The sequence below is a fragment of the Pseudoalteromonas sp. A601 genome, assembly GCF_002165575.1.
Taxonomy (GTDB): domain Bacteria; phylum Pseudomonadota; class Gammaproteobacteria; order Enterobacterales; family Alteromonadaceae; genus Pseudoalteromonas.
Genome location: NZ_MXQF01000012.1, coordinates 31,161 through 52,560, shown reverse-complemented (window position 1 = coordinate 52,560; position 21,400 = coordinate 31,161). Strand labels below are relative to the sequence as shown.

Annotated in this window: 18 protein-coding genes; 7 read left to right on the top strand and 11 right to left on the bottom strand. The window is 39.6% G+C overall.

All coding sequences use genetic code 11. The features are described from left to right. Nucleotides 1-36 precede the first annotated feature (36 nt). The 6 genes from B5G52_RS11745 to B5G52_RS11720 all read right to left on the bottom strand — a co-directional run bounded on the left by B5G52_RS11745 (nt 37) and on the right by B5G52_RS11720 (nt 6,968). Nucleotides 37-1,005 (bottom strand): PstS family phosphate ABC transporter substrate-binding protein, encoded by a 969-nt coding sequence (locus B5G52_RS11745; RefSeq protein ID WP_087532841.1) that lies wholly within the window; start codon nt 1,003-1,005, stop codon nt 37-39. Between the two features lie 123 nt (nt 1,006-1,128). Beyond that, nucleotides 1,129-2,424, bottom strand: coding sequence for a phosphate regulon sensor histidine kinase PhoR (gene phoR / locus B5G52_RS11740; protein ID WP_087532840.1), 1,296 nt, complete (start codon nt 2,422-2,424; stop codon nt 1,129-1,131). A gap of 67 nt (nt 2,425-2,491) precedes the next feature. Continuing rightward, nucleotides 2,492-3,181 carry a phosphate regulon transcriptional regulator PhoB gene (gene phoB, locus B5G52_RS11735; RefSeq protein ID WP_087532839.1) on the bottom strand — a complete coding sequence of 230 codons (690 nt, stop codon included), beginning with the start codon at nt 3,179-3,181 and terminating at the stop codon, nt 2,492-2,494. 799 nt (nt 3,182-3,980) lie between these two features. After that, a complete protein-coding gene (locus B5G52_RS11730; RefSeq protein ID WP_087532838.1) occupies nt 3,981-5,210 on the bottom strand; it encodes an ammonium transporter in 1,230 nt (409 codons plus the stop codon). Between the two features lie 11 nt (nt 5,211-5,221). Continuing rightward, on the bottom strand, nt 5,222-5,560 hold the full coding sequence (locus B5G52_RS11725; RefSeq protein WP_087532837.1) for a P-II family nitrogen regulator: 339 nt from the start codon (nt 5,558-5,560) through the stop codon (nt 5,222-5,224). Nucleotides 5,561-5,735: 175 nt separating this feature from the next. After that, the gene (locus B5G52_RS11720) at nt 5,736-6,968 is read right to left on the bottom strand and encodes a response regulator (protein WP_087532836.1); all 1,233 of its coding nucleotides are present in this window, start codon (nt 6,966-6,968) and stop codon (nt 5,736-5,738) included. A gap of 266 nt (nt 6,969-7,234) precedes the next feature. On the opposite strand from B5G52_RS11720, the gene B5G52_RS11715 reads away from it, so the two are divergent. From B5G52_RS11715 to serA, 5 genes are all read left to right on the top strand, one after another. Continuing rightward, the gene (locus tag B5G52_RS11715; RefSeq protein WP_087532835.1) at nt 7,235-8,755 is read left to right on the top strand and encodes a S10 family peptidase; all 1,521 of its coding nucleotides are present in this window, start codon (nt 7,235-7,237) and stop codon (nt 8,753-8,755) included. A 95-nt stretch (nt 8,756-8,850) separates the two neighbouring features. After that, nucleotides 8,851-9,408: a hypothetical protein gene (locus B5G52_RS11710; RefSeq protein WP_087532834.1), complete on the top strand. Its 558-nt coding sequence runs from the start codon at nt 8,851-8,853 to the stop codon at nt 9,406-9,408. Between the two features lie 21 nt (nt 9,409-9,429). Then, nucleotides 9,430-10,026 (top strand): 5-formyltetrahydrofolate cyclo-ligase, encoded by a 597-nt coding sequence (locus B5G52_RS11705; RefSeq protein WP_087532833.1) that lies wholly within the window; start codon nt 9,430-9,432, stop codon nt 10,024-10,026. 52 nt (nt 10,027-10,078) lie between these two features. Then, nucleotides 10,079-10,732, top strand: coding sequence for a ribose-5-phosphate isomerase RpiA (rpiA, locus tag B5G52_RS11700; RefSeq protein WP_087532832.1), 654 nt, complete (start codon nt 10,079-10,081; stop codon nt 10,730-10,732). Nucleotides 10,733-10,743: 11 nt separating this feature from the next. Then, nucleotides 10,744-11,973 carry a phosphoglycerate dehydrogenase gene (gene serA, locus B5G52_RS11695; RefSeq protein ID WP_087532831.1) on the top strand — a complete coding sequence of 410 codons (1,230 nt, stop codon included), beginning with the start codon at nt 10,744-10,746 and terminating at the stop codon, nt 11,971-11,973. Nucleotides 11,974-12,620: 647 nt separating this feature from the next. Here the strand turns inward: serA and B5G52_RS11690 are convergent. Both B5G52_RS11690 and radA read right to left on the bottom strand, forming a co-directional pair. After that, nucleotides 12,621-13,553 carry a hypothetical protein gene (locus B5G52_RS11690; RefSeq protein ID WP_087532830.1) on the bottom strand — a complete coding sequence of 311 codons (933 nt, stop codon included), beginning with the start codon at nt 13,551-13,553 and terminating at the stop codon, nt 12,621-12,623. Between the two features lie 94 nt (nt 13,554-13,647). Then, nucleotides 13,648-15,033: a DNA repair protein RadA gene (radA, locus tag B5G52_RS11685; RefSeq protein ID WP_087532829.1), complete on the bottom strand. Its 1,386-nt coding sequence runs from the start codon at nt 15,031-15,033 to the stop codon at nt 13,648-13,650. Between the two features lie 354 nt (nt 15,034-15,387). On the opposite strand from radA, the gene B5G52_RS11680 reads away from it, so the two are divergent. Then, entirely contained in the window at nt 15,388-17,874 is a 2,487-nt protein-coding gene (locus tag B5G52_RS11680; protein ID WP_087532828.1) for a PilZ domain-containing protein, read from the top strand. 39 nt (nt 17,875-17,913) lie between these two features. Here B5G52_RS11680 and serB read toward each other — a convergent pair whose 3' ends face one another. Then, nucleotides 17,914-18,921, bottom strand: coding sequence for a phosphoserine phosphatase SerB (serB, locus tag B5G52_RS11675; RefSeq protein WP_087532827.1), 1,008 nt, complete (start codon nt 18,919-18,921; stop codon nt 17,914-17,916). Between the two features lie 132 nt (nt 18,922-19,053). Between serB and B5G52_RS11670 the strand changes: the two genes are divergently transcribed. Further along, nucleotides 19,054-19,674, top strand: coding sequence for an AhpA/YtjB family protein (locus B5G52_RS11670; RefSeq protein ID WP_087532826.1), 621 nt, complete (start codon nt 19,054-19,056; stop codon nt 19,672-19,674). Here B5G52_RS11670 and B5G52_RS11665 read toward each other — a convergent pair. After that, nucleotides 19,641-20,414 carry a TatD family hydrolase gene (locus B5G52_RS11665; RefSeq protein WP_087532825.1) on the bottom strand — a complete coding sequence of 258 codons (774 nt, stop codon included), beginning with the start codon at nt 20,412-20,414 and terminating at the stop codon, nt 19,641-19,643. The genes B5G52_RS11670 and B5G52_RS11665 overlap by 34 nt on opposite strands. A 6-nt stretch (nt 20,415-20,420) precedes the next feature. Continuing rightward, complete coding sequence (gene pdxH, locus B5G52_RS11660) at nt 20,421-21,059, bottom strand: pyridoxamine 5'-phosphate oxidase (protein ID WP_087532824.1); 639 nt, start codon at nt 21,057-21,059, stop codon at nt 20,421-20,423. Between the last annotated feature and the right edge of the window lie 341 nt (nt 21,060-21,400).

Below are 21,400 nucleotides of genomic sequence, written 5' to 3'. Positions count from 1 at the left end.
TTTTATATATAAACTATTTTTTAATTCGTTTAGCTATTAAAGAAGACCTAGCTTTTTAAGTTCTTTCGCTGCTAATTGAGCTGAAAGTGGGACATAACCATCTTTCTCAACAATAGTTTGCCCATCAAGAGACAACACCATTTTTAAGAACTCTGCATCAATTGGCGAAAGCGGTTTGTTCGGGTGTTTATTGATATAAACATATAAAAAGCGAGATAGCGGATATTTACCTTTTGCTACGTTATCAATTGTGGCATCAACAAAGTTATCACCTTTCTTTGCCAGCGGCACAGTGCGAACACCAGAAGTGATATAACCAATACCTGAGTAACCAATTGCATTTACAGATGATGAAATTGATTGAACAACAGAAGCTGAACCAGGCTGCTCATTTACGTTGTTACGAAAATCGCCTTTACACAGAGCCATTTTCTTGAAGTAACCATACGTACCTGATACCGAGTTACGTCCATAAAGCTGAATATCTTTAGCAGCCCAATCACCTGTTAAGCCAACATCACTCCAGCGAGTTACTTCAGCAGACGCGCCACATTTACGAGTAGAAGAAAAAATTGCATCTACTTCGTCAATACGTAGGCCTTTAATAGGGTTATCTTTGTGTACAAATACAGCTAATGCATCGATTGCAACACGTACTTCAGTTGGTTTATAACCATAACGTTTTTCAAACGCTTCGATTTCTTTTGATTTCATTTTACGGCTCATAGGGCCGAAATTTGCAGTGCCTTCAGTTAGCGCAGGTGGCGCAGTTGAAGAGCCAGCGGCTTGAATTTGAATATTTACATTTGGGTAAATACGTTTGTACTCTTCAGCCCAAAACGTCATCATATTGGCCAGAGTATCAGAGCCCACTGATGAGAAGTTACCTGAAATCCCGCTGGTCTTTTGATATTCTGGAAGTGCTGAATCTACAGCTAAAGCCTGTGCAGATACCAATGTTGTAACAGCCACACCCATTGCGGCAACTAAACTTTTAAATTTCATAGGGGTTACTCCGATTTGTTCGTCCCATTTCCTAACTGTGCACCACTGTAAAGACACTAAATGACAATTAGATTACTCAAACATTACACTTTTATGACTTTGCACTAAATCTGAACTTTGTGTTCATACTATTTTGTCTTTACCAAAAGAAAATGAAAAACACGAGCCTTCACCTAACTTACTTTTTATTTTTAATTGGCTGTCATGTCGAGTCAGCACATGTTTGGTTATTGCTAACCCCAGCCCTGAGCCACCCGTTGTTCTGCTACGAGCTTTATCAACTCGATAAAAACGCTCTGTTAGACGGTTAATATGCTCAGGGGCTATGCCATCACCATTATCGACGACTGAAAAATGTGCTTGCTTATCTTTAACTTGCCAACTAACAATGATCTTACCGCCAGGTTTAGTGTAATGAATAGCATTAAACACCAAGTTAGAAAAAGCGCTTCGCAGTTCTTCTTCCGCGCCTTTGATATCTAAACTGGAGTCAATATCAAATATTAATTCATGTTCTTTATCTTGGTTTAAAGATTGTGCTTCTGTACCAATATAAGTGAGTAGCTGAGGTACATTTACCGCTTTATCCCCCTCTTGGCGTCTTGAGCCTTCAATACGAGAAAGTGACAATAATTGATTAACTAAGCTATCCATACGTTTACATTGCTCAAGCATGGTTGTTTGTGCTTTATTCCACATTGCAGGTGGCGGCATCATATCGCCATCAAACATTTCTAAATAACCTGTTACGACGGTTAAAGGCGTGCGAAGCTCATGAGATACATTCGCGACAAAGTCTTTACGCATTTGTTCAAGTTGCTTTAATCGAGTCACATCACGAACAACGACCATCAATTGCGAAGTCGCATAAGGCATAACTCTAAACTCTAACACTTGCCCCACTGCATGCCCGTTATCAAGCTCAAGTGCTTCATCAAATTTTTCAGCATGCATATATTTAGCAAATTTCGGATCCCGAATTAAATTATCTAAGCGCTGTCCATGATCTGTTGGCCACTGCAAACCAAGTACTTTTAATGCTAATTGATTACACCAAATAATACTTAGATCCCGTTGCAAGACTATCACAGCATCAGGAACAGCTTCGGCACCATCGCGAAAGCGACGGATCAAATCAGCTAATTCATTACGCTTTTTACGATTTCGGTGTTGTAAATGATAGATCCCTTCAAACACTTGCTCCCAGGCCCCCTCGCCCTCAGGCGGGTTAAAGCTACGCTGGTTAAGCAGCCAATCACTGAGTCTATAAAGTTGATGGTAATGCCAAACAAGCAGTGAAAAGGAGCCTAAAAATAAAAGCAAAAATGGCGCGCCAACAAGCACGCCAATCAATAACAAAGGAAGAAAATAGATAAGCAAGCGCTTCGCTAACGCCTGCTTATTAACAACTCGGTACATACACTCACTTTACCTTAGAGAAAGTAAATTTAAGCCAATGTAATAATTAGCCTGTCGTTTTATAAAACTATAATTTACTGGAAAAACGATACCCTGCACCACGCACTGTTTGTACTAAACGGTCATGACCTAGAGGCGCAATAGCTTTGCGTAATCGACGAATATGTACATCTACGGTTCTATCTTCAACATAGACATTCGTTCCCCACACGTTATCAAGCAACTGTTCACGGCTATAAACTCGTTCAGGATGAGTCATAAAGAAATGCAGCAATCTAAACTCAGTAGGCCCCATATCTAATTCGCTCCCCTCAGAGGTTACACGATGAGAAATGGGGTCTAGACGTAAACCATGTACTTCAATAGCTTCTTCTAATGAAGTCGGGGAAACACGACGGATAACGGCTTTAATTCGGGCCATTAATTCTTTTGGTGAAAATGGTTTCGTTACATAATCATCCGCACCTACTTCTAAGCCACGCACTTTATCTTCTTCTTCGCCACGGGCTGTCAGCATAATAATCGGGATCTGGCGTGTGTGCTCGCTCTGCTTGAACTTTTTAGCGATTTGAATACCGCTACCGCCCGGTAACATCCAATCCAATAACACCATATCAGGATACGGCTCAACCATTGCCGCAATAGCAGAATCATAGTCTTCTGCTTCAATTGCTTGAAAACCATTTTGTTCTAATACAAAAACCAACATCTCTCTAATGGGTGCTTCGTCATCGACGACAAGTACTTTACGTGACATTCCAATTTATCTCTTTCGTTATCGAACTAGTTTTCATTATTATGACTAAGTATGACAGTTTTATGAAAGTGTAACGTGTAAAGTAAAAAGAGGGTGAAAAAAACACAAATTTACCTAATACAGGGTCGTAAAAGTGCATTTCCCCGAGAATTTTTAATAAAAATGCAATATTAAAGACTCGTTAGTTATTTACCAACCTCATTCTAAAAGCTCAGTTATAGCCAATTGCTCATAAAAGTTTAGCTAATATGTTTGGATCAAAATCATACTAAGCTCTTGGCTGAGAGATCACGATCATACTAACCAAACCAGATCCGAGATCATCGTTGTACTAAGTCCCAGTTACAACATGTTGATTATTTAATCAAAAACCAATTTGACTGACTATTTTTCATACTAAAGTAAGCTCTACAGCTAAGATCCTTAGTAAAAATCTGATCTGTTACGATCTATAGCTAGTAAAAATCTGATCCTAAGTTTTGTTGTTAATAAAATAATGATCCCGCGAGCACTGAGCTGTTTTAATCACACTTACTGAGAGCAATGCAGAGTAAATCTAATTGCACTAAGTAAAAAACACTATAAGTGTACAGCTAAAGCACAGACAAGAAACCCGAAGCAACAAATTAACTGCAGTACTTGGCTATAAAACAATTATTTAACTACCTATGGGTGATTATGACTTCATTAAATGAGTGCTCTATAAATACTAACAACGTTAAAAATTAACCACAAAAAAGCCCTAACCTAGGTTAGGGCTTTACTTTGAACACACAATGAAATTTACAATTTTTAGTTATTAGTTACTGCGTACAGAAACAAACTCAGGGTAAGCATCGATGCCACAATCGTGTTGATCCATACCGTTTAGTTCTTCTTCTTCTGTTACACGGATACCCATCGTTTTTTGTAGAATTACCCATACAATCAATGAAGCGATAAATACAAAGGCTAAGATACATACTAAGCCGATAACCTGATTCACAAAGCTCGCATCAGCATTTGATACTGGTACTAAGATAATACCTAATGCACCACATACGCCGTGTACAGAAATAGCACCTACAGGGTCATCTATTTTAACTTTATCGAGTGCTACGATGCTAAACACAACCAGTGAACCGCCAAGAATACCTAATAAACATGCCATAAGAGGTGATGGAGATAGCGGATCAGCAGTGATAACAACCAAGCCAGCAAGCGCACCGTTTAGTACCATGGTTAAATCTGCTTTACCCCACAATACTTTACATACGAATAATGCTGCAATTGCGCCCGTTGCGGCAGCAGCGTTTGTATTTAATAAAATTTGACCTACAGCTGTAGCATTTTCAGCATCAGAAATTAACAGTTGAGAACCACCGTTAAAACCAAACCAACCCATCCATAGAATAAATGTACCGAGTGTAGCAAGAGGTAGGTTAGAACCAGGAATTGGGTAAATTTCACCATTTTTACCGTATTTACCTTTACGAGCACCTAACATTAATACACCAGCAAGTGCAGCAGCAGCACCAGTACCATGAACGATGGCAGAGCCTGCAAAATCAACAAAGCCCATTTCAGATAAGAAACCACCACCCCAAGTCCAATAGCCTTCAATTGGGTAGATAAAACCTGTTAATACGATAGCAAAAGCAAGGAATGCCCATAACTTCATACGTTCAGCAACAGCACCTGAAACAATCGACATAGCTGTTGCAACAAAAACAACTTGGAAGAAAAAATCTGACTCTAATGAGTGGTCAGCATCCGCCGCTTGGCTACCTATTAAAGCACCTAACGATGGCACTAAGCCGCCCTCAGTGTTGTCTACATACATAATGTTGTAGCCAACCAGTAAAAACATCGTACACGCTATTGCATATAGTGCGACGTTTTTAGTTAGAATTTCAGTGGTATTTTTTGAACGAACTAAGCCCGCTTCGAGCATGGCAAAACCTGCTGCCATCCACATAACTAAAATACCTGAGATTAAAAAATAAAATGTATCTAATGAAAACTTCAGTTCTACAATTGTGTTTTCCATAATGTGCCCCCTTAAATTGCTTCATCATCTAATTCGCCCGTACGAATACGAACAATTTGATCTAAGTCGTAAACGAAAATCTTACCGTCACCAATTTTGCCTGTTGATGCAATTTTAGTAATGGTTTCGACAACCCGTTCACAGTTCTCAGTACGAGTAGCAATTTCGAGTTTTATTTTAGGAATAAAATCGACTTGGTATTCTGCACCACGATACAGCTCAGTATGTCCACGCTGACGACCAAACCCTTTGACGTCAACAACTGTCATTCCCTCAATGCCTAAATCAGCCAGTGCTTCACGCACATCATCTAGTTTGAATGGCTTTATTATTGCACTAATCATTTTCATAGTGGCCCCCTTCGGACGCTTATTGTTATCCTGTTTCCTTAGATAATCCAACCTTTGTGCCACTATTTAAAATAATTTAAAAACAATAAGTTAAAACCTAAAGTTAAAATAAAGAAACAAAAAACGCACCATTTAGGTGCGTTTTTTCTACAAACTAACTGAGCTGGTGCAAATTTTAGCTCTGTTTTACCACACAGTCTCGTTCTTGTGCTTTTGCTTTGTATAATGCCTTATCTGCAATACGCATGGCATTAGTAAGCGTCACGTTTTGGAAAGTGGTGAGTCCGACACTCACTGTTATAGTGAAAGACTGGCCATTAATTACAAAATCATAAGCTGAGATACGGGCTCTAAATGCATCCATTAATGAATAAGCTTGATCTAAACTTAGATCCGTTAAAACAATTGCAAACTCCTCACCACCAACACGAGACACCGTATAGTCTTTAAATGAACTGCGCAGTAAAGAAGCAACTTGCTTAAGGGTTTGATCACCTGCTTCATGACCAAATTTGTCATTAATCATTTTGAAAAAGTCGATATCTAAAAGCGCTAAACAGCTTGGCCGTGAAGTTTCTTTTAATAACTTTTCAGCAAATTGATAAAAATAGCGACGATTATATAAACCCGTTAAATCATCTCTATACGCACTCTCTTTAATATCAGCAATAAGCGATAGCTGCTCCATTGTTTGTAGAATACGACAATGAAACTCTTCATTCATAAAAGGTTTCGTTAAAAAGTCATTAGCACCGTATTTTATAAACCGTGCAGACAACCCATGTTTGCCAGCACCAGATAAGCCAATGATAACCAAGTCATCCCTGCCCCTAAAATTACGGACAGCTTTTACTAACTCAAAGCCATCCATCGTTGGCATAGCGTAATCAGTCATAAGTAGCTTAATATCGGGATCAGCTTTCAGTACTTCTAACGCTTGCTCACCATCACAGGCGTCTTGTACATCAAATAATTGCTTTTCGAGCATTTGTTTCATTAATGAACGACTAAGCATTGAATCATCGGCAATAAGAGCTTTACATCCCTGATTGCGAAGTAATTGTGCGACCAATTTAACGGCATAATGGTATGAATCACGATTATCTTTAATAACATAATCAACCACACCTAACTCAAGCATTTGTTGGCGCTGATATTCATCAATTTTCGAGGTAAGTACTACAGTTGGTACATTTTGCTCTAAAGTGTATTTTACGACCTCACCATTAGGCGCATCTGGTAGCGTTAAATCAACGAGTGCAAGCGTATACTCATACTTGGCTACAAATTCTTTAGCCTCAGCTAATGACCATGCAAAATCAACTGCGACATTTAAATAATGAGCAGATAAATGGCGCAAAACTTGTTGTACTACTTTACTATCTTCAACGACTAAAACTCTTTGCATAAATCTTCTCAAACTCAAATAACACAACTAAACTTTACTACATAACAGCCAAAGGCTGATAATTAGCTTAATCATCCAAATATACTTTATTGCGCACATAATCAAAATCAAATAATAGTAATTCCACCAAAAAAACATAGCTTATTTATTTATAACTAGGATTAACTTCTACCTCTTACCGAGTAATACCTGCACCTAGTCTCATTAACTTTGTTATTTTGAGTGAAATTATCTTTAATGGATAAAATATTAAAAAAGGATCCCGCATGAAACTTATTAGTATCATTAGCCTCTCATTAGCTTCACTTACTTTAACTGCTTCACAAGTTAGCTTTGCCAATGAAAACCAACGTCGTATTGACGTAGATAGCACCGTAGTTACTGAGCACAAAGCTCGGATTAACGGTGAACGCTTTTCTTATACCGCAACCACGGGTACTCAGCCGGTGTGGGATGATAAAGGTGATGCTGTCGCAACGCTGCAATATACGTATTATGAACGTGACAAAGTTGACGACAGAACGAAACGTCCATTACTCATTTCATTCAATGGTGGGCCAGGTTCAGCATCTGTATGGATGCATTTAGCCTATACTGGACCACGGGTGTTAAAAATTGATGACGAAGGCTACCCGATTCAGCCATATGGCGTAAAAGACAACCCATACTCCGTGCTTGATGTCGCTGATATCGTGTATGTAAACCCAGTGAATACCGGTTATTCACGCGTTTTAGAAAACGAAAAAGGTGAGTTACCAAGTAAAGACGCACAACAAAAAATGTTTTTTGGTGTTAATGCCGACATTAAGTATTTAGCTGAATGGTTAAATACGTTTGTAAATCGAACTGAACGTTGGCGTTCACCAAAGTTTTTAATTGGTGAAAGCTACGGTACTACTCGGGTTTCAGGCCTTGCCCACGAATTACAAAATCGCCAGTGGATGTACATTAACGGTGTTGTGCTTGTATCGCCTACCGATATCGGCATTAAACGTGACGGTCCTGTAAAAGCAGCAAACCGCCTGCCTTATTTTGCAGCGACAGCTTGGTATCACAAAGCGCTAAGCCCTGCCCTACAAGCTAAAGATTTAGATGAATTACTTCCAGAAGTCGAAGATTTCACAATAAATAAGTTGATCCCCGCCATTGCAAAAGGCGGTTTTATTGGCGATGAAGAAAAACGCGCTATCATAAAGCAAATGGCACTTTACGCTGGTGTGTCTGAAAAGTTTGTTGCACAAAATAACTTAGACATTCCAACTAACTTTTTCTGGAAAGAGTTATTACGTGAGCGCGGCCAAACTTTAGGGCGCTTAGATTCTCGCTATTTAGGCATGGATAAACGCGATGCAGGTGAATCTCCTGATTACTGGGCAGAGCTAACCTCATGGTTACATTCATTTACGCCAGCTATTAATCATTACTTACGTAATGAACTCAATTATAAAACCGATGTTAAATACAACTTATTTGGCAACGTGCACCCTTGGGATCGTAGTAAAAACAATACCGGCGAAAATTTACGTTTAGCTATGGCACAAAACCCGTACCTAAACGTACTCGTACAAGCAGGTTATTATGACGGCGCAACTAATTACTTTGATGCTAAATATACCATGTGGCAACTAGACCCAAGCAGTAAAATGCGCGACCGTTTAAGCTTTAAAGGCTACCGTAGTGGTCATATGATGTATCTTCGTCATGCTGACTTGGAAAGTTCGAACAATGACTTACGCGAGTTCATGTTAAATGCACTGCCTAAAGAAGGTGAATCAGCTAAGTATTAATTGCTGATATTTAGACTATATTTACTCAGCCCGTTTACACGGGCTGTTCTTTGTTTATACTCAAACCATTGATTTAACATTTTTGGAAAACAAAGATGTCAGAAAACTATCGCGTAATATTTGCAGGACTCGCACAAGGCATTCAACCTGATGATGCACAAGCAAAGCTTGCAGCAAAGTTAAAAGCGCCTCACAGCAAAATAGCTGCATTTTTTGAAAACAAACCGCTGTTTGCCCCCTGCGCAAAAGAAAAAGCTTTAAAACAAGCTAAATTACTTGCAACTGTTGGCATCAAAAGTAAATTACAACCTCTTACACAGCCACAATCAAACACTCAAAGTGATGAAGCATCTCAGCAACGTGATGAGCGTATTTTTAATGCTCTCGACTACATTACTAGTAGTTTAATACGCATTGAAGAAAAACTGGATGATTTAGAACAACGAATATCCGCAACCACAGAGCAACCAGTAGAGCCTGAAAGTGATGAATGGCAAACGGATGATCTACTCCTTGATGAAGATCTCAACACGCCGATTAAAAAACGCAGCAATACGTTACTTTATTCTCTCATTGCAATGGTCTTAATATTACTTGTCGTGCTGGGGTTATCATTCGCTTTTCCTGATTTATTCACTTTTTTAGACACATAACAACTAAACAAAATAATAAACATGAACAATAAACGAGCGCAAATACGCCAAGAAATTCGAAAAAAACGTAATTCTTTATCAAAAATCGAACAAAAAACTGCTGCCAAACAGCTAAAAGTGAATTTTATTCAATACCTAAGAACAACAAAAAGCGCTAAAAACTCACATATTGGCATTTATTTTAGCAATGACGCAGAACTCGACACATCATTGTTAATTAAAGAACTTTGGTCTAAAGACCACACATTATACCTACCTGTAATTCACCCATTTAATGGCACTACATTATACTTTCAACGCTATGAAGAAAATTCACCCATGAGGCCAAATCGCTATGGTATCTTGGAGCCTAAGTTAAATTGTAGTCAGATATGCCCTTTACAGGACTTAGATTACTTATTAATGCCTTTAGTTGCATTTGATAGTAACGGTAATCGATTAGGTATGGGTGGTGGTTTTTATGATAAAACCTTGGCGCGTTACCACAACGAAAACTGGCAAAAACCTCAACTCATTGGTTTGGCACATCAATGCCAACACGTTGAAAGTTTACCTGTTGAATCGTGGGATGTTCCATTAAATTTAATCATTACCCCACAGAAAACCTACCATTGGTAAGCAATAAATTTGTATACTAAAGGTAAGTAACTCCACCTATTGAGCAAATACCATGACACAAGATGAACTAAAAAAAGCGGCAGCGTGGGCAGCCCTAGAATTTGTAGAAGAAAATACCATTGTAGGCGTTGGCACGGGCTCTACCGTTAACCACTTTATTGATGCTTTAGGTTCAATAAAAGACACCATAACAGGTGCGGTTTCAAGCTCTGATGCATCAACCGAAAAACTCAAAGCACTGGGTATTGAAGTATTTGAGTTAAATGATGTAGCAAGTTTAGATGTTTACGTAGATGGCGCAGATGAAATTAACGCCAAAAACGAAATGATTAAAGGCGGTGGCGCAGCACTGACTCGTGAGAAAATTGTTGCCGCCGTTGCCAAGCAGTTTGTGTGTATTGTAGATGACACAAAACTGGTTGATACATTGGGCCAATTTCCACTTCCCGTTGAAGTTATCCCAATGGCACGTAGCTATGTAGCGCGTGAATTATTAAAGCTTGGCGGCGACCCTGTGTACCGTCAAGGGGTTATTACTGATAATGGCAACGTCATTTTAGACGTTCATAATTTAGCTATTAATAACGCCAAACAATTAGAGCAGACAATTAATCAAATTGTCGGTGTAGTCACCAACGGCTTATTTGCCGAACGTGGCGCTGATAAAGTAATCATAGGCACCAAAAATGGGCCGCAAATAAAATAGGAATGAGGATTATGAGTAAGGTATCGTTAGCAAAAGACAAAATTAAAATTCTCTTGCTTGAAGGTGTACACCAAAGTGCAGTTGAAACACTAAAGCGTAATGGATACAGCAACATTGATTACGTAAAAACATCGTTACCTGAGGACGAACTGCTCGAGCGCATTAAAGACGTGCACTTTGTAGGTCTTCGTTCTCGTACTCATATTACTGAAGCTGTACTTGAAGCTGCTGAAAAGCTAGTGGCAATTGGTTGCTTTTGTATCGGTACCAACCAAGTTCATTTAAATGCAGCACGCCAACGCGGTATTGCAGTATTTAACGCGCCGTTTTCTAATACTCGTTCAGTTGCAGAGCTTGTACTTGGCGAGATTTTACTCTTGTTCCGCGGTATTCCAGAGCGTAATGCTATCGCTCATCGCGGCGGCTGGTTAAAAACAGCCAATGGTTCATTTGAAGCTCGTGGTAAAACACTCGGTATTATTGGTTACGGCCACATTGGTACACAACTTAGCATCATGGCAGAAAACATCGGCATGAACGTTGAGTTTTACGATATTGAAGACAAGCTAACCCTGGGTAATGCAACACAAGTCCATAATTTAACTCAGTTGTTGCAACGCGCCGATGTGATTAGTTTACACGTACCAGAAACACCGCAAACTAAAAACTTAATCGGTAGTGCTGAAATCTCAGTAATGAAACAAGGTGCAATCTTGATCAATGCATCTCGCGGCACTGTGGTTGATATAGATGCGCTTGCAGAAGCACTTCGTGATAAAAAGTTAAGTGGCGCTGCCATTGATGTATTCCCTGTCGAGCCAAAATCAAACGATGACGAATTTGTATCACCACTGCGTGAATTCGACAACGTAATTTTAACACCGCACATTGGTGGCTCAACACAAGAAGCACAAGAAAACATTGGTATTGAAGTCGCGGGGAAATTGGCTAAATACTCAGATAATGGCTCAACAATTACCGCCGTTAACTTCCCTGAAGTATCATTGCCAGAACTTGCTAATCGCAGCCGTTTATTACATGTTCACCACAACCGCCCTGGTGTACTAACGCAAATTAACCAAGCGTTTGCACAGCACGGTATCAATATCGCCGCACAGTACTTACAAACCGACGAAGCCATTGGTTATGTAGTAATTGACGTAGACACTGATCAGTCAGAAGTTGCATTGAAAGAACTCAGTGCAGTTGAAGGTACTATCAGAGCGCGTATATTGCACTAGATTGCTAGGTGCTAGGTGCTAGGTGCTAGGTGCTAGCATAAAATAAAAGCCGTGCTTGTTGAGTCAAGCACGGCTTTTATTTTGAGTGAGATAAATGTTACTTTGCAAAGAACAGTGCGGCTCTCAGCTCAATTAAAGTCTTTAATTGAGCTGAGAGCCCTGTAAAGTTTGAAAAACTAGGCTGCGATGAGGGCGCAGTATAGAGTATACTGCGTAACGCACTCTATTTGTGTTTGTCGAAAGCTACTGGCTTAACAGCGGCATCGACAGACGAAGTAAACGAATTTGCTTATTGAATAAGAGTTGTTTTAGTTGATGTTTTAGCGGGTGTTTGATTGGCTTATTTTAGGGGGAGCAGCCTAATTCTTAATGTATCATGTTTTAAGTAGCTAATTAGCCCTCAAGTTAATCCTCATTTACTTCTCATTCCCTTCTCTTTGAGCAAAAAATTTAGTGAATTATTCATAAAGAGGCGCTACGCTTTAGAGTAATACAGGTTTTAGACCCAAAAGTATTCGCGTCTCTGTGTTTTCCTAGTACCTAGCTCCTCAAGCAAACAAAAAAGCGCGAGGTAAACTCACGCTTTCAGATAACTCAAAACTACCGCGGTCTTAAACTGACAGCTTACGGCTGATAGCTGACAGCTATTATTCGCCCTTCGCTTCTAGGTTTATAAACTCAGCTAGATCGTTTGGTTGCCCCATTAAAGTAAATATCTGCTGGTTAATTTCGTCCATGGTTTGCCCCTCTGGTAGGCTCGCCGAGACAGTTAATGAACCTAAACCTTGAGTGAAGTTTTTAATAGCTGCGGCAAGCTCGTCGCTCACTGGGGCTTGCTGTAATTGTACATCAACCATTTGCTGCATTTGTTCAAGGGTCATACCTTGCTTTTCAAGCATTTGTTCAACAAGCGCTTTAAATTCACCTTGGTTGTTTAAGTTTATTTTAATTGTTCGAGGTTCAAGTTCAGCAAGTGCTTGCATCATCAAAGTTTGCTGCTGTAATTGTTGTTCTAATGTTAATTGTTGAGAGCCACTTGCTTGCTGTAATTTACTTACCGCTAATGACGCCTCCATTAGCGCTGTTGATTTGGCTAGGCCTAAGTCTAAGTTAAAGGCAACAATGTCATTGGCATTAATGTTTAAAGTAATATCACTGTCGCCCGAATCAGCATCGTAATTCATTAAGGTGTGTAAGTCATAACTCGCACTAGCTAACTGATTATTAGCGTCAGTAGGTAATTGGGCAGTAAAGTCATCACTGAATTTAAAACCATTAACAGCCACCTCTGTGCGCGGGGCTATTTTTTCTGCATCATAACCGGCTACCAAAATACTGTTAATGTTGGCAATTGCTTTCTCATCAAAACCCGTGATGCTAACATTTGAAAGCTCTACACTTTTTGAAAACACGCTAGCCGATAAATCTTCATAAGTAACTGCTGAGCCTGTTTGTTGGCTCAACATGGCAAGTTGGCGATCAACTTCCACTTTGACTTCTTGTGTAAGCGCGTGATTAGCGTAACTAACACCGCCGATAGCAATAATTACAACACCTGCAATAATGGCCAGTTTTTTCATTTTATTTCCTTATTCAAATCTTTGCATTTAATTATCTTGGCTCAAGGGTAACATTGATAAACATAGCCAGTTAAGCGCTTTTACTGATCATTATTTAATTAATCAGACTAAGTAGCTCATGCACTGTTTTAACCGGAGTAATTTTAGCGCCTAGCCCTTCCATTGATTTATGGTAATTACGAAACGGAATAAATATCTCAGTAAAACCATGCTGTGCGGCTTCTTTCACTCGTGGCACTCCACTGTCAATAGGTCGTACATCGCCGTTTAAGCTCAATTCCCCCATAATACAGGTAGTGCGAGGCACGACAAATTCATTAAGACTACTCAACAAAGCAGTTACTAATGCTAAATCAATACAGGTTTCGGTTTCATCGATCCTTAGGCCTCCGACAATATTAAAAAATGTATCGTGGAAAATTTTAGTTTTAGTGTGCTTTCGTAAAATCCCCGTCAGCATTTTAATACGATTCATATTTAAGCCAACGCAGACACGTTGTGGAAATTCAGCTTCTGTTTCGGTAGTTAGACATTGAATTTCGAGCAATAAGTTACGGTTACCTTTGCGAATACATGTAATGGCTGACCCCGGTGAGTCAGTGCTAGAGCCTGATAAAAATATTTCACTGGGGTTATCAACACTGAGCATGCCACGTTCACACATTCTAAAAATGCCCACAGTGTCAATATCACCAAAGCGATTTTTATTAGCACGCAAGGTGCGTATTTGCCCGTCATTGGTATCTATGTGCAGTAGCGCATCAACAATGTGTACTAAGGTTTGTGGCCCTGCTATTTCATTATTTTTGTTTACATGGGCAATAATGAACATAGTGACGTCATTTTGCTTACAGTATTGAGTAAGCGCTTGCGCGGCACTTTTAACTTGTGATGGGGAACCAGGGCTACCATTGGCTGTATCAGTTACAACGGCTTGAATTGAATCAATAACAGCAAACTTTATTTTATTGCTTTCAAGCTCTTCAATAATGGTTTCAACACTGGTTTCAGAAAGTAAATACAACTCGTCAGCGTTATAGTCTAGCTTTAAACGGTTTACTCGATTTTTAAACTGCGATAATGATTCTTCTGCCGTACAGTATAGCGATGGCATACGTTGTGACATTCGCGCGACTAAATCAGAAAGTAATGTTGTTTTACCAGCTCCAGGATCGCCAGAAATAATATTTACTGAACCAGTTGTTACACCGCCGCTTAAAACACGATCAAGCTCACCAATCTCTGTAAGTTGTTTTTCAGCTTCAGTGGTAGCAACGTCGTTTATTTTTTTAGAGCCACCACCGATACCACCGGCATAACCACCGACACTGGCACGTGAAGATGCTTTTTTATTTTGCCCTGCTGATGGCTTAAACTCAACCAATGTATTCCATGCACCGCAGCGGCATTGTCCTTGCCAACGCTGATAGTTCATGCCACATTCGCTACACATAAATTCTACTTTTGCCGCTTTCGCCATTTAAATCTTACCTATTTTCTCTAAATGAGTTTTGCTGTTATTTAAACTATTATTTTGCATTCAGCGCTTTTACATAGCAACATAACTTGCCAATCTGTTAAAGCGGCACCACAATCTAAATATCACGATCCTATTTCCTACAAGGCACACTTTTTGCTTTATTTTTACTTTAGATATGGTTTAAAGTAATGAGCCATTTATTTGGCAAATTATAATAATAAAAACTAAAAAGTAGCTACCAAGTAACATTTTATATAATTATTTATGCACATATGCGCTAATTATAAAATAGCCTGTTACCTTTAATTGGTGTCAGTATACCTACTTTTAAAATAGACGGTGATGGTTTTATAGATGAGTGAAGACATACTTCTTAAATACGAAGATTTAGTTGAAGAACTTAAATCGTATTTAGGTAACACCAAATTTGACGGAATCTTTAGGGCAAAAACAGCAGGCTTAACCAAGCCTGAGCAGTTTTTACTAAAGATGGAAATGTCGCGTCTGTCACAACCTATTGCTCGCTTTATTGATTTACGAGGCCAGGTGGCCGGCCAAGTAAAACCTTATGAGTATGACGGTAAGCAGCACTTTATGGATGAAACAGCCATTTCAGTATTTGAAAAGGCGATTCAACGTCACGGTGGTTATACCCTTGCTGTTTATGAAGCGGTTATGAGTACCGATAACAACCATAAGGTGATGCAAAAAAAAGCCGCCCAACTTGCGACTCAACCAGAATCAGCAGAACAGCAATCACTTAATTGCCAAGTAATAAAGTTTGCCTCTTATGAAAGTCGTCGCGAAGAGCGAATGAACTACTCGATTAAGATTACAGTAGAGCTAAAAGAAGGTAATAAAGTTGCCGCCACAACCTCTGATATTTCACTCAGTGGTGCAAAGATAAAGCTTGCTCCACGCTATAATGTATCTCGAGGTCAGCTGCTCAGTTTAAGGCTCGTAGGCCTTGAGCAAGACTTTGAACTGGGCCTTAAAAGTGGTATTCAGTATGAGGTTGTTGCCGTTGAACGAGTGTCAACTGAGTTTAACCATGTTCGTTTAAAGCGCACATTCGTAGAGAACAACATTAAGTTTGATGAGTTTTTAGAAAGCTTTATTCATGGCAATAAGCGCCGTTACAAGGTTAATTTAGATAATACTCTCGATGCTGTTGTATCAAAAGGCTATGAACAGTATTACATTCCGCGCGTAACCTCACTCTATACATTTTTTAGTTTACAAGATGACAAGCTCTATCCAAGCCTTGTACTTACTACCGAGAATAACATTTTTATTCACCGTTACTTTTGTGATGAACGAAAGCTATCTTGTTTGTATACTATTTTAAATCAGCAACGCATAACTGCACTATTAAACGACCCTGCACAAGTTAAAGAAGACTACCTTTATACTTTTACTCATGTTGTTGCTGGGAAAGTATATTATTATTCGGCAACCCGAAGCGAACTTGCAAGAGAACCTGAATTAAGGAATTTATTTTTTGGCTTTGGCAGTCAAAAAGAAAGCTGGCACTGCTTCAAAGTACAGTTAATGCCTAGTCACCCAGAAGATTCATATATTCTATTAAGCCTGCCGAATACTGCTGGGAAAGATATTGAAAAACTCAATAAACCGCCCTCGCCTCGTGTACAAGGTATGATTAAAAACGTTAAGTATTTAGTGGTGTTAACGTCAGTAGGCACTCAAACTGAACAAAGCCATTACCAAACTTTTAAATACGATAAAAGCGTGGTGAATCAACTAAAGCAATTTGGTCACGGCAAACATAAAGCGCCGCCAAAACTTGAAATGGTTGATTTAGAGTACGTTAATTTACGTGCTCATAAACGTTACCTATATAAAACAGAGATCGTAGTTAGTGCGAGCGCAGAGCACATAATCAAAGCTCATAGTCGCGACTTCTCTGTTATGGGCATGCAAATAGAGTGCGAGAAAGCTACTGACCTAAATAAAGGTGATATAGTAGAGTTAAGCTTGCCTGAGCTACAAAAAATCACCAAAAAACATCAGCTATCCCAGTTAAAATATGAAGTAATGGCAGTGAGCAAATCACTCACTACAATTAATTTAAAAGCAATACGTATTGCTGATACTCCACATATGGGTGTGACATTTTTCACTCAGCTAATTGAGAATAATAAAGATAAATTAAAGATTTCTGAAGAAGCACCAAAAGTACCAGGGCTTTCCACGGCGCTGCGCAACATGGTTACAAAAACCGTATGCCAACTCCCTTTTTATCTGCATAAAGAGGCTGCCCACTTTGAAACCGGCGCAATAGGTCAAGGCTTATACCCAAGTGCAATACATCGTATATTACAAAGTTTTGGCCTATTAAACGATAAAACCAATTTAACCCCGTTTTTATCTACAGATCAAATTACTGAAACTATCACTCCGTTGATTAAAGACCGCAGCCGACAAGATCCACCTCTACCATTTACTTTATTTATTCGTTTTGATCCAAAGAAATCAACAGTCGATGAAGCTGTAAAAAGCCAATGTACTGCAATTGATGATTTCACTGCTCATCACTTATTTTTAAAAAAAGGTCTTAAAAGCGAATTAGTGTTTGTAATGCGTTTATATATATCACGCACAGGTCGCCCCGATACTGATTATTTATCGAATGAACTAAAATACGTTAGCCAATATGCGATGCATAAAGCAAAAGATTTAGAAGAAGCGTTATGGTCGGTTGCTGGGGTTGGCGATATGGTTGATGTAACAGAAGAAACTCTTAGCCACTTAGACTTTAAAGCTGATCTTATTAATGAAATGACCTCACGTAAGCAAACATGGTTAAATCGCATAAGCTAACAATATCAATACGGTTAGCTTATGCTAATCCAAAGTTTGTTACTTAGGGATCGTCATTAAATACAGTAATTGCAATAATGAACCGTGGCATATAGCCGCTTGTGCTTGCTCAACGACTTTAGGTTTACCGTGAACAGCCACACCTAAACCCGCCTTCGCCATCATGGTTAAATCGTTTGCGCCGTCACCTATCGCAACTGTTTGCTGTTGTGTTAAGTTTAACTGCTCAGTTAAATTACCTAATACCAGTGCTTTTTGATTGGTATCTACAATTGTTCCAAGTACTCTTCCTGTGAGTTTATTATCTTTAAATTCGAGTATATTTGCGTGCACTTCATCTAAGTTGAGTAGCTTTTGAACTTGCTCAGCAAACGGTACAAAACCACCTGAAGCAATGGCTAAATACCAGTTATGTTGTTTCAGCACTTGGCATAATGCTGCAATGCCCGGCATTAACGGTAACGCATTTTTTAATTCGTCAATTAAGCTCTGCTCTATGCCTTCTAATTTTGCTACTCGCTGATGTAAGCTCTCGCTAAAATCCAGTTTACCCGCCATCGCTTGGGCTGTAACCGCAGCAACTTCGTCATACACATTTGCTAAACGTGCAATTTCGTCAATACATTCTATAGTAATGGCTGTTGAGTCCATATCCATAACTAATAAGCCTGGTTTTTCTAAATCAGGTGGTGTTTGCAATTGTACTAACTGGAAACCTTTAGTATGGGCAAACTCATTTAAGCTCAATGGATTTAATGCTTGATGTGTCTCATTACTGTAAAAGCAAATTGCAGGTGTTAAATCTGAAGAAGGTTGATAACGGCATATTGCATCAACAGCAATATTGTTCCCACGTAAAAACTCAATAATTGCCGCGATTTTTTCGCCATCAAAATCAGTATCAAAAGCAACGCTAAAAGTACCTTGAGGGTTTGTAGGTAACTGTGTTTGTACAAATTCAGCCTCGCTGAATTTAACCCATGTGCCTAATACTAACTGCGACGATATGTGCGTTGCTGAACATGCCGCAAGGCGTTCCAATGTCATGATGACTCCAAAATGAGACTAATGTCTCCCTGCTAATTTTACAGTAAATTCGCCATTGGCAGGGATTTAAGGTTATAGTTACCTTAGTTGTAACATCAAAAACAAAAGCTGTCAGCAGTGTAAGCAATGACTATGAAAAATAACCATATTAAAAATCCAATTTCAGCGTCCTTAAGGCAAAGACTTGTGCGCCTAAGCCTTGCTGCGGCCTGTTTTTTATTATTAACTTGGATTGCTGTAAACAGTAGTTTTCAAAGCCACCAGCTACTTTACGATAATGCCGATAGCACAGCAAAAAGTTTAACCCGCTTTATGGCGCTTAATGCCCAGCGACCTTTACTTGAAAAAAATAAGCCTGCATTAAATGCGCTGTGTAACAATATAAGTAAAGATGAGTTTGTTCTAGCTGCTACGATATATGATCAACAAGGGGTACTAATTGCAAGTAGTGACAACTGGCAGCCACATCACTTACTGGGCAAACTCCCTCACTCAACACCGGGTATCAGTAAATTAAAAACACCTTTTGTAGAACCTGTAATTAGTGCTGATGATCGCCCTATTGGCTTCGTCTCGATAACTTATTTAACTCGCTCGGCAATTTCACAAAGCCATAATCATTTTCATGACTTAGGCCGTCAAGTCTTACTCATGCTGGTGATCACATGTATTTTCACTTGGCAACTAGGTCGCGGGTTAAAACGCTGGCAGGTGAGCCGTTATATGCAAAAAAGTGCCGAGCACGAATCATAAAGCTGTTGCTTAAGCACAAGTTTTTCTCGCTGATTAAGCAGCTTTAAATCACACAGCTCTTCGAACACTAGTGGCAATTGCAATGGAGTGTTAAGCTCGCCTTGATAGCCACTAAGCGGCATCGAAGGAGAATCTGTTTCAAGCAATAAGTGCTGTGCATCTAGCTGGGCAACAACGTGGCGAGTTTTTTGTGCTCGCTGATACGTGATGACTCCGCCAATACCTAGCTTAAATCCCTGCTTTATATAATAGTTTGCTTGTTGTAGTGAGCCTGAGAAAGCATGAATTACACCACCAAATTGAGGCTTACAGCGCTTAAATGACTGTGCGATTAAGTCATGACTTTGCCGGTGATGTACAATCAAAGGTAGCTCAAGTTGATTAGCTAGCTCTACATGATATTCAAATATTTTGATTTGTAATGGCAAGTTCGCAATACTGCGATCTATACCGCACTCGCCAATTGCAACAAGTAGCGAACGCTGCTGCTGGGCAAGTTCAGTTAATTGAACTAAATGCTCATCAGCAAACTCACTCATAAAGTAAGGGTGTAAACCCACTGCAATGTGAACTGAGGGATTCTGTTGCTTGAACAAAGGTAGTGCCCGAGATTGTGCCAAGGTGATCCCCGGCACAATAAATTGATTAACCCCTTGCTGTTGACATTGTTTGATTAGTTGCTCACGCGAAGCATCAAATTCAGCAAAATCTAAGTGGCAGTGGGAATCAATAAACGCCATAGTCGCTTATGGGTTCAGTCGAGTAACTTGCCAGCTATTATCTGCTTGGCGTTGGTACATAAAGCGGTCATGTAGACGATGCGCACCACCTTGCCAAAACTCAACTTTAGTGGGAACGACACAATACCCGCCCCAAAAATCTGGAAGTGGAATTTCACCGTTAGAAAATTTATTCTTCATATTAGCAAAGGTTTCCATTAACACTTTACGTGACGAAACCGGGCGGCTTTGAGCTGAAGCCCATGCTGCTAATTGGCTTTCTTTCGGGCGTGATAAAAAGTATTTTGCTACAGCTGATGTTGGTAGTGGCTTGGCTTCACCATATACAATTACTTGGCGTTCCATATGGTGCCATGGAAAGTGCAGCGATATTTTGTTGTTCCCTTTAAGCTCTTGCGCTTTGCGCGAGCCTGTATTGGTGAAAAACACAAAGCCATTATCATCAAGGTGTTTAAGTAACACAATACGCTGTGAAGGCTGCCCTTCTTTATCAACCGTCGCCACCACCATAGCTGTAGGATCGGGCATTTGTGTTGCAACAGCATGCTCAAGCCAGCTTTCAAATTGTTTAAATGGGCAATCTAATAAATTATCTTCACTCAACGCGTCTTGTAAATATTCACGTCGGATATCTTCAAGTTTCATAAAATTCCCTCTAGGTTCTAGGTTCTAGGTTCTAGGTTCTAGGTTCTAGGTTCTAGGTTCTAGGTTCTAGGTTCTAGGTTCTAGGTTCTAGGTTCTAGGTTAATCAAAGTAGACAACCAACGAGGCAGTCAAGCAAGTCTAAGTCGTGTGATTATATTAACTTTGTTGGGTTTCGTTGCACTCAACCTACAACAAGGCGGACACTCGACCTATCTCTATGAGCATACGCGCTTGTATGTGATTAGGGTCATTCAATGCCAAACTACGCATCTGCAAGTGTAGAAGTGCTAGCAAGGCGGTAAAACTATTTATGCCAAGGAGCATACGGTTTGTATGTGACT